At 65.8% G+C, this 14399-nt stretch carries 14 protein-coding genes; 7 read left to right on the top strand and 7 right to left on the bottom strand.

Features of this window, described 5'->3' with window-relative positions:
• Positions 1-28 precede the first annotated feature (28 nt).
• From ACZK13_RS13950 to ACZK13_RS13965, 4 genes are all read left to right on the top strand, one after another.
• Entirely contained in the window at positions 29-925 is an 897-nt protein-coding gene (locus ACZK13_RS13950) for an RNA polymerase sigma-70 factor (RefSeq protein WP_329893511.1), read from the top strand.
• Positions 926-961: 36 nt separating this feature from the next.
• Positions 962-1411, top strand: a complete 450-nt coding sequence (locus ACZK13_RS13955) for a carboxymuconolactone decarboxylase family protein (protein ID WP_049460578.1) — start codon at positions 962-964, stop codon at positions 1409-1411.
• A 241-nt stretch (positions 1412-1652) separates the two neighbouring features.
• The gene (locus ACZK13_RS13960; protein WP_125895485.1) at positions 1653-3524 is read left to right on the top strand and encodes an ABC transporter ATP-binding protein; all 1872 of its coding nucleotides are present in this window, start codon (positions 1653-1655) and stop codon (positions 3522-3524) included.
• A 79-nt stretch (positions 3525-3603) separates the two neighbouring features.
• The gene (locus tag ACZK13_RS13965) at positions 3604-4383 is read left to right on the top strand and encodes a ferredoxin--NADP reductase (protein ID WP_046984352.1); all 780 of its coding nucleotides are present in this window, start codon (positions 3604-3606) and stop codon (positions 4381-4383) included.
• A gap of 79 nt (positions 4384-4462) precedes the next feature.
• Here the strand turns inward: ACZK13_RS13965 and ACZK13_RS13970 are convergent, their stop codons facing one another.
• On the bottom strand, positions 4463-4942 hold the full coding sequence (locus ACZK13_RS13970) for a glutathione peroxidase (RefSeq protein WP_125895484.1): 480 nt from the start codon (positions 4940-4942) through the stop codon (positions 4463-4465).
• Between the two features lie 131 nt (positions 4943-5073).
• Here ACZK13_RS13970 and ACZK13_RS13975 point away from each other — a divergent pair, with 131 nt between their 5' ends.
• The gene (locus ACZK13_RS13975; protein ID WP_478481832.1) at positions 5074-7242 is read left to right on the top strand and encodes a M3 family metallopeptidase; all 2169 of its coding nucleotides are present in this window, start codon (positions 5074-5076) and stop codon (positions 7240-7242) included.
• A gap of 199 nt (positions 7243-7441) precedes the next feature.
• On the opposite strand, the gene ACZK13_RS13980 is transcribed toward ACZK13_RS13975, so the two are convergent.
• The 4 genes from ACZK13_RS13980 to ACZK13_RS13995 all read right to left on the bottom strand — a co-directional run bounded on the left by ACZK13_RS13980 (position 7442) and on the right by ACZK13_RS13995 (position 10721).
• Positions 7442-8203: a hypothetical protein gene (locus ACZK13_RS13980; RefSeq protein WP_478481834.1), complete on the bottom strand. Its 762-nt coding sequence runs from the start codon at positions 8201-8203 to the stop codon at positions 7442-7444.
• A gap of 161 nt (positions 8204-8364) precedes the next feature.
• Positions 8365-9480 (bottom strand): cyclopropane fatty acyl phospholipid synthase, encoded by a 1116-nt coding sequence (gene cfa / locus ACZK13_RS13985; protein WP_478481836.1) that lies wholly within the window; start codon positions 9478-9480, stop codon positions 8365-8367.
• A 19-nt stretch (positions 9481-9499) separates the two neighbouring features.
• Entirely contained in the window at positions 9500-10381 is an 882-nt protein-coding gene (locus ACZK13_RS13990; RefSeq protein ID WP_329893509.1) for a DUF3298 and DUF4163 domain-containing protein, read from the bottom strand.
• A 37-nt stretch (positions 10382-10418) separates the two neighbouring features.
• Positions 10419-10721, bottom strand: a complete 303-nt coding sequence (locus ACZK13_RS13995) for a GNAT family N-acetyltransferase (RefSeq protein ID WP_006455911.1) — start codon at positions 10719-10721, stop codon at positions 10419-10421.
• 209 nt (positions 10722-10930) lie between these two features.
• Between ACZK13_RS13995 and ACZK13_RS14000 the strand changes: the two genes are divergently transcribed.
• On the top strand, positions 10931-11092 hold the full coding sequence (locus tag ACZK13_RS14000) for a hypothetical protein (protein ID WP_165929939.1): 162 nt from the start codon (positions 10931-10933) through the stop codon (positions 11090-11092).
• A gap of 43 nt (positions 11093-11135) precedes the next feature.
• On the opposite strand, the gene ACZK13_RS14005 is transcribed toward ACZK13_RS14000, so the two are convergent.
• Together ACZK13_RS14005 and ACZK13_RS14010 are read right to left on the bottom strand one after the other, a co-directional pair.
• The gene (locus tag ACZK13_RS14005; RefSeq protein ID WP_032129656.1) at positions 11136-11762 is read right to left on the bottom strand and encodes a rhomboid family intramembrane serine protease; all 627 of its coding nucleotides are present in this window, start codon (positions 11760-11762) and stop codon (positions 11136-11138) included.
• Positions 11763-11769: 7 nt separating this feature from the next.
• Positions 11770-13335 carry a POT-type proton-dependent oligopeptide transporter gene (locus tag ACZK13_RS14010; protein WP_032129657.1) on the bottom strand — a complete coding sequence of 522 codons (1566 nt, stop codon included), beginning with the start codon at positions 13333-13335 and terminating at the stop codon, positions 11770-11772.
• A gap of 163 nt (positions 13336-13498) precedes the next feature.
• On the opposite strand from ACZK13_RS14010, the gene ACZK13_RS14015 reads away from it, so the two are divergent.
• A complete protein-coding gene (locus ACZK13_RS14015) occupies positions 13499-14335 on the top strand; it encodes an endonuclease/exonuclease/phosphatase family protein (RefSeq protein ID WP_253143581.1) in 837 nt (278 codons plus the stop codon).
• The last annotated feature ends 64 nt before the right edge of the window (positions 14336-14399 follow it).

Genomic DNA, 14399 nt, shown 5'->3' on the forward strand with positions numbered 1-14399 from the left:
CACGCGCCACTGCGGCGTCCTTGCCCACATGAACGCTGAAACCGCTTTCCAGACCCACCGTCCGCGCCTGATGGCGCTGGCCTACCGCCTGCTCGGCAGTCGCGCCGACGCCGAAGACGTGGTCCAGGATGCCTGGCTGCGTTGGTCCGGGGCGGACCCGGCGGCTGTCCGCGACCCCGAAGCCTGGCTGGTCACCACCACCACCCGGCTCGGCCTGGACCGGCTGCGCGCAGCCAAGCGCGAGCGCGTGCATTACGTCGGCCCGTGGCTGGCCGAGCCACTGGCGGTCACCCTGGAGCCCGACCCGGCGCCCGGCCCCGCCCAGCTGCATGCGTTTGCCGACGATGTCTCGGTGGCTTTCCTGACCCTGCTCGAACAGCTCGGCCCCGAGGAGCGCGCCGCCTTCCTGTTGAAGGAGGCCTTTGACCACGATTACCGCGAGATCGCCGACCTGATCGGCCACAGCGAGGCCAACTGCCGGCAGCTGGTGCATCGTGCCCGGCAGCGCCTGCAGGCCGGGCGGCCGCGCTTCAACGCCGACGCCAGCCAGCACCGGCAGCTGCTGGCGCGCTTCATGGACGCTTCCCAGCGTGGCGACAGCGAAGCGATCCAGGCCCTGCTGCACGCCAACGCGGTACTGGTTTCCGACGGCGGTGGCGTGGTTACCGCGGCGGTGCGGCCCCTGCTGGGCGCCGAGCGCATCGGCCGCCTGTTCTGGGCCATCGCCCGCCGTGGCGCGGCGCATCCGGCGCAGCTGGGCTACGTCAACGGCGAGCCTGCGATCCTGCGCTTCCAGGGCGATCGCCTGCACTCGGTCACCACCATCGAGGTGGTCGATGGCCGCATCGCCAACGTGTACAGCGTGTTGAATCCGGAAAAGCTGCCGGACGTTGTCACGCGCGGTGACGGCACGGCGTCCTTGTAATGAAAGGCGGCCATCGTGGCCGCCGTGGAGCCGAAAATGTCCGACCACGCCTCTCCCCGCGTCCCTTACACCCGCCTGGCCGCCGAAGCCTTCAAGGGCCTGCTGGCCACCAGCCAGGCGGTGCATGACAGCTCGATCGATCCGACCCTGATGGAACTGCTGTTCCTGCGCGTGTCGCAGCTCAACGGCTGCGGCTACTGCATGGACATGCACGGCACGGCGCTGCGCAAGGGCGGCATCGAGCCGCGCAAGCTGGACACCCTGCCCGCCTGGCACGAAAGCCGCTTCTTCGATGCACGCGAGCGTGCGGCGCTGGGCTGGGCCGAGGCACTGACCCGGCTGACCGACGGTGCGCCGTCGCAGGCCGCGTTCGATGCACTGGCGCCGCACTTCGATGAGAAGGGCATCAGCGACCTGAGCATGGGCATCGCGGTGATCAATGCCTGGAACCGGCTGGGCGCCGGGCTGCTGCCGCCGCTGCCGTAAAGGGAGGCAAGCCGGGCCAGGCAGGTTCTGCAGCTGTTGGTAGGTGTCGACCTTGGTCGACACGGTAGATCCACGCCATGCGTGGATGTGGTGGGTCGGATCCCTTCGCATTACGAAGGGCTCTGACCCGATCCGGGCAGATGAGGTCAGAGCCCTTTGCGCCGCAAAGGGATCTGACCCCGGCGCGGCCACACGCCTGCACTGACCCCATCTGCACGCGTCAGGCGCGCACAATACGCGCATGCCTGCTACCCCCACCGCTGGCGCTGCCGCCGCGAAGAAACCCAGCCTGCGCCAGCGCTTCAAGGCGATGCGCAACCTGCCACCGTTCCTGCGCATGGTCTGGAAGACCAGCCCCGCGCTCACCCTGGCCAGCCTTGGCCTGCGCCTGATCCGTGCGCTGCTGCCGGTGGCGATGCTCTACGTCGGCAAGCTGATCATCGACAGCGCCCTGCACCTGAGCCAGCACGACGCTGGCTTCCCGCCGCTGGGCGAAGCACTGTCCAGCGGCATACTGAATCCGCTGCTGGGCCTGCTGGCGCTGGAATTCGGCCTGGCCATCGCCTCGGATCTGCTCGGCCGGCTGGTCAGCTACGCCGATGCTCTGCTCTCGGAACTGTTCGCCAACGTCACTAGCATCCGGCTGATGGAGCACGCTGCGACGCTGGATCTGGAGGATTTCGAAGACCCGGACCTGCAGGACAAGCTGGACCGTGCGCGACGCCAGACCATGGGCCGGATGAACCTGATGAGCCAGTTGTTCGGCCAGGTGCAGGACGCGATCACCGTGGCCAGCCTCGCCGTCGGCCTGCTGGTCTACGCGCCGTGGTTGATCCTGCTGCTGGCGCTGGCCCTGGTGCCGGCCTTCATCGGCGAATCGCACTTCAACGCGGCCGGCTACAGCCTCAACTTCCAGTGGACGCCCGAGCGCCGCCAGCTCGACTACCTGCGCCAGCTCGGTGCCAGCGTGGAAACGGCCAAGGAAGTGAAGATCTACAACCTGCATCGCTTCCTGGTGGAGCGCTACCGGCGCCTGTCGGTGGCGCTGTTCCAGGCCAACCGCGCCCTGGCCCGGCGCCGCGCGTTCTGGGGCACGCTGCTGGCCGCACTGGGCACGCTGGGCTACTACACCGCCTACGCCTACATCGCCTGGCGCACGGTGCGCGGCGACTTTTCGATCGGCGACCTGACCTTCCTCGCCGGCAGCTTCCTGCGCCTGCGCCAGCTGCTGGAGGGCCTGTTGATCGGGTTCTCGCAGGTGGCCAGCCAGGCGCTGTACCTGGATGACCTGTTCTCGTTCTTCCAGATCCAGCCGGAAATCCACTCGCGTGAAGGTGCGGTGCGCGTGCCGCAGCCGATCCGCCAGGGCTTCGTGTTCGAGAACGTCGGCTTCCGCTACCCGGATGCCGAGCAATGGGCGGTGCGCCACCTTGATTTCCAGCTGCAGGCTGGCGAAGTACTGGCGCTGGTCGGTGAGAACGGCGCCGGCAAGACCACCCTGGTGAAGCTGCTGGCACGGCTGTACGAACCGGACGAGGGCCGCATCCTGCTCGATGGCCGCGACCTGCGCGACTACGACCTGGACGACCTGCGCGCCAACCTCGGGGTGATCTTCCAGGACTTCGTGCGCTACAACCTCAGCGCCGGCGAGAACATCGGCGTCGGCCAGGTCGAGGCGATGGACGACCAGGCGCGCATCGCCGACGCCGCACGGCGTGGCATGGCCGAGGAAGTGATCGACGACCTGCCCGGCGGCTACGACCAGCTGATCGGCCGCCGCTTCAAGCAGGGCGTGGACCTGTCCGGCGGCCAATGGCAGAAGATCGCCATCGCCCGCGCATGGATGCGCAATGCGCAGGTGATGATCCTGGATGAGCCAACGGCGGCGCTGGATGCGCGAAGTGAGTTCGAGGTGTTCCAGCGGTTCAGGGAACTGGCGGATAATCGCACCGCAGTGCTGATTTCCCACCGTTTCTCTTCGGTACGCATGGCCGATCGCATCCTGGTGCTGGCCGATGGCCGGATCGAGGCCAGCGGCACCCATGAAGAGCTGATGGCCCAGGGCGGCCGCTACGCCGAGCTGTTCGAGCTGCAGGCGGCCGGCTACCGCTGAGAACGCCTCTCGTTCCGCCTAATGAGAACCTGTCTCATTTGAGATAGAATCACCCCGACGACTTCCGATAGATACGCCCATGTCCTCCGCTTTTGGCGCCGAAACGGTGCTTGAGGTCCGTCATTGGACCGATGCCTACTTCAGCTTCACCCTCACCCGCGACAGCGGTTTCCGCTTCGAGAACGGCCAGTTCGTGATGATCGGCCTGGAAACCGAGGCGCGGCCGCTGCTGCGCGCGTATTCCATCGCCAGCGCCAACTGGGAAGAGCATCTGGAGTTCTTCAGCATCAAGGTGCAGGACGGCCCGCTGACCTCGCGCCTGCAGCACATCAAGCCGGGTGACAAGGTGCTGGTCGGCAAGAAGCCCACCGGCACCCTGCTGATCAGCGATCTGCACCCCGGCAAGAACCTGTACCTGCTGGGCACCGGCACCGGCATGGCGCCGTGGCTGTCGGTCATCAAGGACCCGGAAACCTACGAGCGCTTCGAGAAGGTGATCCTCTGCCACGGCGTGCGCTACGAAAAGGACCTCGCCTACCGCGACTACTTCGAGAAGGAACTGCGTGAGCATGAGTTCCTGGGCGAGATGATCGGCGACAAGCTGCTGTACTACCCGGCCGTCACCCGCGAGCCGTTCGCCAACCAGGGCCGCCTGACCCAGCTGATGGAAAGCGGCGAGATGCAGCGCACCCTCGGCCTGCCGGAGCTGAGCCCGGAGAACGACCGCGCGATGATCTGCGGCAGCCCGCAGATGCTGGCCGACCTGCGCAGCGTGCTCGATGCCCGTGGCTTCCAGGTCTCGCCGCGTATCGGCCAGCCGGGCCACTACGTGTTCGAACGCGCCTTCGTCGAGAAATAAACAAAAAAAGGGGACGGAGGGGATTAAGTCGTTTGTGCACAAACGACTTAATCCCCTCCGTCCCCTTTTTGGGTTCATCTCACAGCAGCGCTTCGATCTCGCCGCGCAGCTGCTCCGGCTTGGTGGTGGGCGCATGCCGCGACACCACCTGCCCCTGGCGGTCGACCAGGAACTTGCTGAAATTCCACTTGATGCGGGCGCTACCCAGCAGGCCGCGCTTCTCGCGTGACAGCCATGCCCACAACGGATCAGCCCCCTCGCCGTTGACCTCGATCTTCTCCGACAGCGGGAAGCTGACCGGGTAGTCCAGCGAACAGAACTGGCGGATCTGCGCGGCGTCGCCGGGCTCCTGTGCACCGAACTGGTTGCATGGGAACCCGATCACCACCAGGCCACGCTCGCGATACTCCTGCCACAGCTGTTCCAGCCCGGTGTACTGCGGGGTGAAGCCACAGCGGCTGGCGACATTGACCAGCAGCATCGGGTGCCCCTGGTACCGGGCCAGGGCCTGCGGCTGGCCGTCGAGGTCGCGGAAGCTGAAGTCGTAGGCAGTGGTCATGGCAGCGGGCCGTGGGCGGTGAATGCATGGTACCCGCGCCCGGCCCCGGCAACATGCCTTTTGACACAAGTGCGGGCGCCGCCGGCCGGGTTACCCTCGGGCCCTTGTTTGCCTTACCGGAGTTCCCTACCTTGACCACTCGCCTTGCCCTTGCCGTGGCCATGTCCCTCGGCCTTGCCCTGCCCGCCTTCTCGGCCGGCGCCGCCACCCCGGCTGCCAGTACCAATGCCCAGCAGGCCAACCCGTTCTTCGCCGAAAGCCCGCTGCCGCTGCATTTCCCGCAGTTCGACAAGATCAAGGACAGCGACTTCGCCCCGGCCTTCGACGCCGGCATGGCGCAGCAGCTGAAGGAAGTGGAGGCGATCGCCAACAACAAGGCCAAGCCGACCTTCGACAACACCATCATCGCCCTGGAAAAGAGCGGTGACATCCTCGACCGTGCGACCACCGTGTTCTTCAGCCTGGTAGGCGCCGATACCAACGACACCCGCAAGAAGCTGCAGGCCGACTACTCGGCGAAGTTCGCCGCGCACAGCGATGCGATCGCGCTGAACGGCAAGCTGTTCGCCCGCATCCAGGCGCTGTACGACACCCGCAGCCAGCTGGGCCTGGACGCCGAAGGCGTGCGCCTGGTCGAGAAGTACTACGACAACTACGTGCGCGCCGGCGCCAAGCTGTCCGAGGCTGACAAGGCCACGCTGAAGGAGATGAACGCCGAGCTGGCCAACCTGGGCACCAAGTTCAGCCAGAACGTGCAGTCGGAAGTGAACGCTTCGGCGATCACCGTCGACGACGTCAAGGAGCTGGACGGCCTGTCCAAGGAGCAGATCGCTGCCGCCGCCGAAGCCGCCAAGGCCCGTGGCCTGGAAGGCAAGTACGTGATCACCCTGCTCAACACCACCGGCCAGCCGCCGCTGACCAACCTGGCCAACCGCGCCCTGCGCCAGAAGATCTACGAAGCCTCGACCACCCGCGGCAGCCGCGGCGGTGAGTTCGACAACACCGCGCTGGTCTCGCGCATCATGCAGCTGCGTGCCGACAAGGCCAAGCTGATGGGCTTCCCGAACTTCGCCGCCTACAACCTGACCAACCAGACCGCCAAGACCCCGGAAGCGGTCAACGCAATGCTCGGCAAGCTGGCTCCGGCCGCCGTGGCCAACGCCAAGCGCGAAGCCGCCGATCTGCAGGCGATGATCGACAAGGAACAGAAGGCCGCGCGCAAGCCGACCTTCCAGCTGGAACCGTGGGACTGGGCCTTCTACAGCGAGAAGGTGCGCCAGGCCAAGTACAACTTCGACGAGTCGCAGCTGAAGCCGTACTTCGAGATGAAGAACGTGCTGGAGAACGGCGTGTTCTACGCCGCCGGCCAGGAATTCGGCCTGACCTTCAAGCAGCGCACCGACCTGCCGGTCTACCACGATGACGTCACCGTCTACGACGTGTTCGACGCTGACGGCAGCCAGCTGGCGATCTTCATCTTCGACCCGTATGCACGCGCCTCCAAGCGCGGCGGTGCGTGGATGAACTCCTACGTCTCGCAGTCCAAGCTGACCGGCTTCAAGCCGGTGGTCGCCAACCACCTGAACATCCCGAAGCCGCCGGCCGGCCAGCCGACCCTGCTGACCTGGGACGAGGTGAACACCACCTTCCACGAGTTCGGCCACGCCCTGCACGGCATGTTCTCCAACGTGAAGTACCCGTACTTCTCGGGCACCTCGGTGCCGCGTGACTTCGTCGAGTTCCCCTCGCAGGTCAACGAAATGTGGTCGGACAACCCGGTCATCCTGGAGAACTACGCCAAGCACTACCAGAATGGTTCGGCGATGCCGCAGGCACTGCTGGACAAGGTGCTGGCAGCGGCCAAGTTCAACCAGGGCTTCGCCACCACCGAGTACCTGGGCGCGGCCATGCTTGATCAGCGCTGGCACCAGATCGGCGCCGACCAGGTGCCGGCCGCCAAGGACGTGATGGCCTTCGAGCGCGCCGCGCTGGAGAAGGACGGCATCTACTACGCGCCGGTTCCGCCGCGCTACAAGACCCCGTACTTCAGCCACATCATGGGCGGCTACTCGGCCGGCTACTACGCCTACATCTGGTCGGAAGTGCTCGACGCCAACACCCAGAAGTGGTTCAAGGACAACGGCGGCCTGAGCCGCAAGAACGGCGACCACTTCCGCGCCACCCTGCTGTCCAAGGGCGGCAGCGTGGATGCCATGCAGCTGTTCCGCGATTTCGCCGGCCACGAGCCGCAGATCGAACCGCTGCTGGAAAAGCGTGGCCTGACCGGCGCCGGCAACTGATCGCCCGCGCGGTAGCCTGAAACGAAAACCGCCCGGAAGACCGGGCGGTTTTTTGTTGGCGCCATCCACGCATGGCGTGGATCTACTGGAGTGCGTCATGTGTGGATCGATGATGCCGGGGTTCGTGGCGCGAATGGATCGTACCGACCAACGATCGGCACCCACCAGTAGATCCACGCCATGCGTGGATGCTCTCCGGTCACCGCCGAAACAGTCGCTCCCACCACCGCCCTTTCGGCGTACCGGGCGTGGCAGCGGCAGTCGATGCGATATCCGGGTGCGCTGCCACGAACTCCGCCAGCTGTGCCGCCGCGGCCTCCGCATACAGCATCGCGCCATCCGGCGCGCAGTTCAGCAGATTGCTCAAGCTGGTCGATGCATTGAGATCCATCGGGTTCGGCTCGACCACCTCGCTGGCCTCCAGCAGTCCACAGCCCTTGGCGATGGCATCATCGACAACACGCCAGAAAACGACCAGGCGTCCATCGGAGAACAGCTCCTCCAGGCGCGCAGCCAGTGCGCTGTCCACTGCATGATCAGCGCGTAACTGCTTCAGCCGGGCATGCGTGATGAACACGCCACCACCATAGTTTTCACGTAGATGGTTGCCGGCGGCAGCATCCGCCCACTGCAACGGCACCAGTTGCCGCCAGTCCGCGAAATAGCGGGCGACCACCGGATCGTCGATGAAAAACGAAAGGGCGCTCCCGCGGAGATAGTGATACTGCCGAAGGTGGCCGGCCACGATCGCCAGGTACAAAGCGTGCCCCTTCTCGAAAGGCATTTCTGCGCTGATCGAGCGAGCCTCCTCGATGCGCTCCTGCAGCTGCTCCATGTAGAACGGCTCGATCTGGAACCGCTGCTGCAGCTCGGCGACCAGCGCGCCATCCTCAAGCGCACGGAAATAAATGTCACGGATCTCGGATTCCGCAATCGGATGATAGGTGATGTCCCAACCCATGCTGCGATGCCTTCAGTGAAGCGGTGATGCCGCTGGTCGACAAGTTTAGCGCCCACGTCACCCCAGCCAGGCACAGCGCCGACAACGCTCGCGCATGACGTCAAGCGATGTCGCGTCTTCCACGATCCGCACCATCGGTCGCGCAGGGCAGAAGTGCAGCCTCAACGTGGCGCCACGTACCCACCCGGCACGCCTTCCGGCGACAGCACCAGCTGCCACAGCTGCGCGTGCCGGCAACGGAAGGTGGCCATCGACCCGGCCAGGTAGAAGCGCCACATGCGCCGGAAGTGCTCGTCGTAGCGCGCATCCAGCCGCGGCCACGCCGCTTCCACGTTGCGCCGCCAGGCCTGCAGGGTCAGGTCGTAATCGGTGCCGAAGTTGTGCCAGTCCTCCAGCACGAAGCAGCCCTCGAACGCCTTGGTGATCTGCACCGCCGATGGCAGCATCGAGTTGGGAAAGATGTAGCGCGCGATCCACGGGTCGGTACGATGCCGCGAGATGTTGGTGCCGATGCTGTGCAGCAGCAGCAGGCCGCGCGGTGACAGGCAACGCCTGGCCACCTCGAAGAAGCTGGCGTAGTTCTTGTCGCCGACGTGCTCGAACATGCCGATCGAGAAGATCGCATCGAACGGCTCGTGCAGTTCGCGGTAGTCCTGCAGGCGGATCTCGATCGGCAGGCCGGCGCACAGTTCGCGGGCGAACTCGGCCTGCTCCTGCGAAATGGTCACGCCGACGCCACTGACACCGTAGCGCTCGGCGGCGAACTTCAGGGCTTCGCCCCAGCCACAGCCGATGTCCAGCACACGCTGCCCCGGGCGCAGGCCCAGCTTGTGGCAGACCAGGTCAAGCTTGGCTTCCTGCGCGGCGTCGAGATCGCCGGCATTGCGCCAGTAGCCACAGCTATAGACCAGGCGCTGGCCCAGCATGGCCTGGTAGAGATCATTGCCGAGGTCGTAGTGGCGGCGGCCCACCTCGTAGCTGCCCTGTCCCACCTGCAGGTTGAACAGGCGCGCCTTCAGTGCATCGGCCACTTCGCGCCAACCGTGCACCCGTTCGTCCAGGTGCGCCTGCATCAGGTGGACAAGGAATTCATCCAGGACGTTGGCATCCCACCAACCGTCCATGTAGCTCTCGCCGAGGCCAAGCGAGCCGTGCGCCATGACCCGCGCGAAGAAGCGCGGGTCATGAACCTGGATATCCTGTGGCTGGGTACCGCCGATGCGGACCCCGGCTTCCTGCAGCAGGCCGGCGACCCGCTCCTGCAACCCTGTATCCACGCCACCTCCTCGACTGCGGTCAACCGCGTGCGAACAGCTCCACGTAGTCCTTGGCCACGTGCGGCAACAGCACCGCCGCCGGTACATCGGCGGTCTGGGTGCCGTCCGAGTATGGACCCACCTGGTACGGCGGGAAAACAAAGCGCAGCGCGGTGATCTGCCCCTTGTCGTCGGTCAGCGGCTGGAACTGGCTGAAATTGTCGGCCTGCGGGCCGGTGCCGTCGGCAATCATGCGCGATGCGTTGCGCAGCGATTCCTGCAGCTGGGCCGGATCCATGTCCTCACCGCTGAGGCGGGTGGCCACGCGTTCACGCAGCTGGTCGGCGACGAAATCGCTGATCGCCTTCCAGCCCTTGGCATCGGCCACCAGCTTTTCGGCGCTGAGCATCTGCTGATGCTGCGGCAGCCACACGAATCGGGCCACCAGCGGTTCGCCATGGGCGCCACCGGTGTAGCGGCTGCCATCGGCACTGACCACCACCAGCTGCGGGGTTTCCAGCAGCTTCTCGAAGCTCAGCGACAGCTCGTAGGGCATGCTCGGCTTGTCATTGCCCAGCCCGTCCAGCGCCTGTTGCAGGTCACTGCGCGCACTCGTCGCATAGCTCTGCAGCGCGCGGGCCAGGCCCGGGTAGCGGTCGATGCCGGCCGGGTAGCTGATACCCACCACTTCGCGTTCGTTGTTCTCGATCACGTCGCGCAGGTCCAGCGGCGCTTCCGTGACCGGCGTTTCGCCTGCGGCGGTGGCTTCGGCGGCGGGCGCCGCGTCGGTCGCCGGTGCCGGCTCGCTTTCACGCTGGCAACCGGCCAGCAACAGCACGCCCACCACGCCGGCCAGCACGCTGCCGTGCAATGGCCGGTTGTTTCCAATCTTCATCGGGATCCCCTGTTCATGTTTGTACATCATCGCCTGCCATGGCTGAAGCGTGGCCCGCTGGCATTCAGCCAACGAGCAGGTCGTGGTACTCCTCATGCCGCTGCAGGAAGGCCTCGGCGTAGGAACACGCCGGCACCACCTTGTACTTCTGCTCACGGGCAAAACGCAGCGCCACACGGGTCAGCTCACCGGCGATGCCTCGGCCGGCAATCGGCTCGGGCACCTCGGTATGCGTGATGACCATGCGCCTGCGTTTGATCTGGTAGTCCAGCACCGCCAGCTGTCCGCGCACACGGGCGGTGAAGCGATGGTTGGCCAGGTCGTGTTCGACCTCGTAGGCCAGACCGGGGGGCGTGACCGAAGCCATGGAACTGTCTCCTGCGGCGACTGCGTGGATGGTGCGCAGCCGGGCGCCATGATCGCGTGAAGCCTGAACAGGGGCAAGTCCGTTCCATTCACGTCAGTTTGCGACCCTCAAGCTGGAGCGCTGGCGGCCGCTATCGCCTGTGGAGGGGTACGGCCAGGCTGGCACGGCCCTTGCGACCGTTGATCATGCGCACCACCGCGGAGGCTCCGATGCACCCCAGCGATTCCCATTCAGATACCGACCGCGCCCTGCTGGAGGGCCTGCTGCAACTGGCCGTGGAGGGGCAGACCCAGGACCAGGATTTCCAGCGCATCGGCGAAGAAGTGTTCGCCCGCCTGCTGGATACCTACGGTCAGCAGCCCACGCTCTGAAACAGCGGGGGCGGATCGCTGCCGATCCGCCCCGCTCCCGTCTTCAACCGCCGCCGAGGCGGAAGGTCGGGTTGGAGAGTTCGCGCAGGAAGTGCGTGAAGATGCTCGGCTGCATGGCCAGCATGAAGATCACGCCGAACGCCGCGCCCGCCAGGTGCGCGCTGTGGTTGATGCGGTCACCGCCGCGCTTGTCCATCCAGATGCTGTAGCCGACGTAGAACGCGGCGTAGACGATGGCCGGCGCCGGGATGAAGAACACCAGGATGATCGACCACGGCTTGATCAGGATGAAGGCGAACAGCACCGCCGACACCGCACCGGACGCACCCAGGCTGAGATAGTTCGGGTTCTTCTGGTTCTTCAGGTAGCTGGGCAGGATCGAGACCAGCAGCGCACCGATGTAGAACGCCGGGTAGGTCAGGTAGCTGCCGGTCAGCTGCACCATCACGCTCTCGATGAATCCCCCGAAGAAGAACAGGGTGATCATGTTGAAGATCAGGTGCGACCAGTCGGCGTGGATGAAGCCATAGGTCACCAGCCGGTCGTACTGGCGGTGACGGTCGACGGCTGGCGGCCACAGGATCAGGCGGTCGGCCAGCTTGCGGTTGTTGAACGCCATCCACGACAGGATGGCGGTAATGGCGATCAACAGCAGATTGACGGGGGTCATGTCAGGCTCAGGCGCTACGGTAGTTGTCGACCATACGATAGCGTTTCGCGTACCAACCGAAGGCCAACGCCGCGACGAAGGCGAAACCGGCGAAGAAGAACATCAGGAACGCCGCTTCACTCAGGCCCGTACTGGCGATCTTGTGGGTCACCGCATCGTTGCGCACCGCCGCGTTGGACAGCAGCACCCACAGGTTGCCGATGGTGGTGGTCAGGTTCCAGAAGCTCATCACCACGCCCTTCATCGCCTGCGGCGCCTGGCTGTAGGCGAACTCCAGGCCGGTGGCCGAGACCAGCACCTCACCGAAGGTCAGCAGCGCATACGGCAGCATCTGCCAGAAGATCGACATGGCGTTGCCCCCGTCCATCACCACCTGGATGCCGCCGACCACGATCCAGGCCAGACCGCTGAAGGCGATGCCGGCGGTCATGCGGCGCAGCGCGGTCGGCTCGAAGCCGAAGCGGCGCAGGGCCGGGTACAGCACCAGGTTGTTGAACGGAATCAGGATCATCACCAGCAGCGGGTTCAGTGCCTGCATCTGCGAGGCGGTGAACCAGCTCGGCATCTGCATCTGCTGGCCCTGCAGGACCCAGGTCGAGGCCTTCTGGTCGAACAGCGAGAAGAACGGCGTGGTCAGCGCGAAGATCACCAGCACCCGCAGCACCGAGCGCACGCCTTCGACGGCTTCGGCCGGATGCTGGCCACGGGCGCGATCGAGCTGCAGCCAGGTGCCACCACCGATACCGGCCAGGATCGATACCAGCGCCAGGCACAGGCAGATCACGATGCCCAGCGAGCCAACCAGGCCGAACGAGGCCACTGCCAGCACCAGGCCGAGCACGGCGATCACCAGGCCCGGACGGCCCTGGCCGGCCACGCGCGTGGTCAGTGCGGTACGCACCACGTTGGCGAACGAATGCGGATCCTTCGGCGGCAGCGGCACCAGCACGTAGCGCTTGCGGCCCAGCCAGAACACGAAGGTGGCGATGAACATCAGGATGCCCGGGATGCCGAACGCCCACTGCGGGCCCCAGTTCTTCAGCACCAGCGGGATCAGCAGCGAGGCGAACAGCGAGCCGAAGTTGATGATCCAGTAGAAGGCGTCGAAGACGATCTTGGCCAGGTGCTTGTTGCTCTGGTCGAACTGGTCGCCCATGAACGAGGCCACCAGCGGCTTGATGCCACCGGCACCGAGCGCGATCAGGCCCAGGCCGAGGAAGAAGCCCTCGCGGCTGTTCTCGAACAGCGCCAGGCACAGGTGGCCGGCACAGTAGACCAGGCTGAACCAGAGAATGGTGTGGTACTTGCCGAAGAACCTGTCGGCCAGCCAGCCTCCGAGCAGCGGGAAGAAATACACGCCGATCATGAAGCTGTGCATGATGTCCTTGGCTTCACCGGCACGGCCTTCCGCAGTGATTTCCTGCAGCAGCAGCGAGGTGATCAGGAACTGCACCAGGATGTTGCGCATCCCGTAGAAACTGAACCGCTCGCAGGCCTCATTGCCGATGATGTACGGGATCTGGCGCGGCATCTTTCCCTGGCCGGCGATGGGGGCAACTGCGTCGTGGCTCATCCTGTAAGGCAATCCTGCAAAGCGAAAGGCGCAAGATTACCGGAAGCAGGGCTTGCGAAGCACGCTGCAGGGCTGCATGACAACGGTGCCAATCCATGGCAGGCAGCGACACTCCGTGCCGGAAGTCACGGCACCTGCACGACAAAAGCGTAAACTTATCGTTATGCGCCCCCTCGCCCCCGCCCGTCCCCTGCTCAGTTGCCTGGTGCTGCTGATGGCGTTGCAGGCACAGGCGCGGCCGCAGGCAACGGCCACCGCCGCCAGCGAGAGCGAGCCCCGGCAACTCACCGTGGCCGCGCTGGAACTGCCCAGCCGCGATGACGCGCAATGGAAGTTGCGCCGTGAGCAGGTCGCACAGTTGCTGACCGACCTGCAGCCGGACGTGATCTCGGTGCAGCAGGTGCTGCAGCAGCAGGGCCGCAATCCGGCCTGCTGGCTGGCCAGCCGGCTGCGCTACAGCTGCGACTTCGTTACCGCCGATCCGCCCAGCCAGCCGTTGCGGCATGGCAACGCGATGCTGACCCGGCTGCCGGTCAGCGAGGATGGCGTGACCCTGCTGCACCCACCCGGCACCTTCAGCGCCGCCGGCATGATGCGGCTGAAGCTGGGCGAGGCACTGGTCAACATCTATGTGGCACGGCTGCGCCCGGACCCGGACGAGGCCACCGCCCGCCAGCATCAGACCAGCGACCTGATGACCTGGATCGGCGCCACCGCCGAGGGCATGCCCAGCCTGATCGCCGGCGATTTCTCCGCCAACACAGTGGAACTGGTGCGCAGCACGCCCGGCTTCCAGCCGGCCCGGCGCAATCCCGGCGGCCGCGCCGAGGCGCCTGCGGCCAGTGGCGGTGGCAGCAGTGGCCATGGCCTGGATGTGCTGTTCCAGGTCAAGCACTTCGGCGGCATCCGCCAGCAGCCGATCCTGCTGCCAGCCGACGGCGACCTGCCCGGCCTGCGCCTGGGCGTGATGGCCACCCTGCGGCTGCAGGGCGCGGAATAGGTAGTGCCGGCCGCTGGCCGGCTCCTCGGGTACCACACGATTGCCGGCCAGCGGCCGGCACTAC

This window comes from Stenotrophomonas sp. 99219_Sma, assembly GCF_056480785.1.

Coding starts and splice junctions, on each gene's coding strand:
- ACZK13_RS13950 (WP_329893511.1), top strand. CDS start 29: ATGAACGCTGAAACCGCTTTCCAGACCCACCGTCCGCGCCTGATGGCG.
- ACZK13_RS13955 (WP_049460578.1), top strand. CDS start 962: ATGTCCGACCACGCCTCTCCCCGCGTCCCTTACACCCGCCTGGCCGCC.
- ACZK13_RS13960 (WP_125895485.1), top strand. CDS start 1,653: ATGCCTGCTACCCCCACCGCTGGCGCTGCCGCCGCGAAGAAACCCAGC.
- ACZK13_RS13965 (WP_046984352.1), top strand. CDS start 3,604: ATGTCCTCCGCTTTTGGCGCCGAAACGGTGCTTGAGGTCCGTCATTGG.
- ACZK13_RS13970 (WP_125895484.1), bottom strand. CDS start 4,942: ATGACCACTGCCTACGACTTCAGCTTCCGCGACCTCGACGGCCAGCCG.
- ACZK13_RS13980 (WP_478481834.1), bottom strand. CDS start 8,203: ATGGGTTGGGACATCACCTATCATCCGATTGCGGAATCCGAGATCCGT.
- ACZK13_RS13990 (WP_329893509.1), bottom strand. CDS start 10,381: ATGTACAAACATGAACAGGGGATCCCGATGAAGATTGGAAACAACCGG.
- ACZK13_RS13995 (WP_006455911.1), bottom strand. CDS start 10,721: ATGGCTTCGGTCACGCCCCCCGGTCTGGCCTACGAGGTCGAACACGAC.
- ACZK13_RS14000 (WP_165929939.1), top strand. CDS start 10,931: ATGCACCCCAGCGATTCCCATTCAGATACCGACCGCGCCCTGCTGGAG.
- ACZK13_RS14005 (WP_032129656.1), bottom strand. CDS start 11,762: ATGACCCCCGTCAATCTGCTGTTGATCGCCATTACCGCCATCCTGTCG.
- ACZK13_RS14010 (WP_032129657.1), bottom strand. CDS start 13,335: ATGAGCCACGACGCAGTTGCCCCCATCGCCGGCCAGGGAAAGATGCCG.
- ACZK13_RS14015 (WP_253143581.1), top strand. CDS start 13,499: ATGCGCCCCCTCGCCCCCGCCCGTCCCCTGCTCAGTTGCCTGGTGCTG.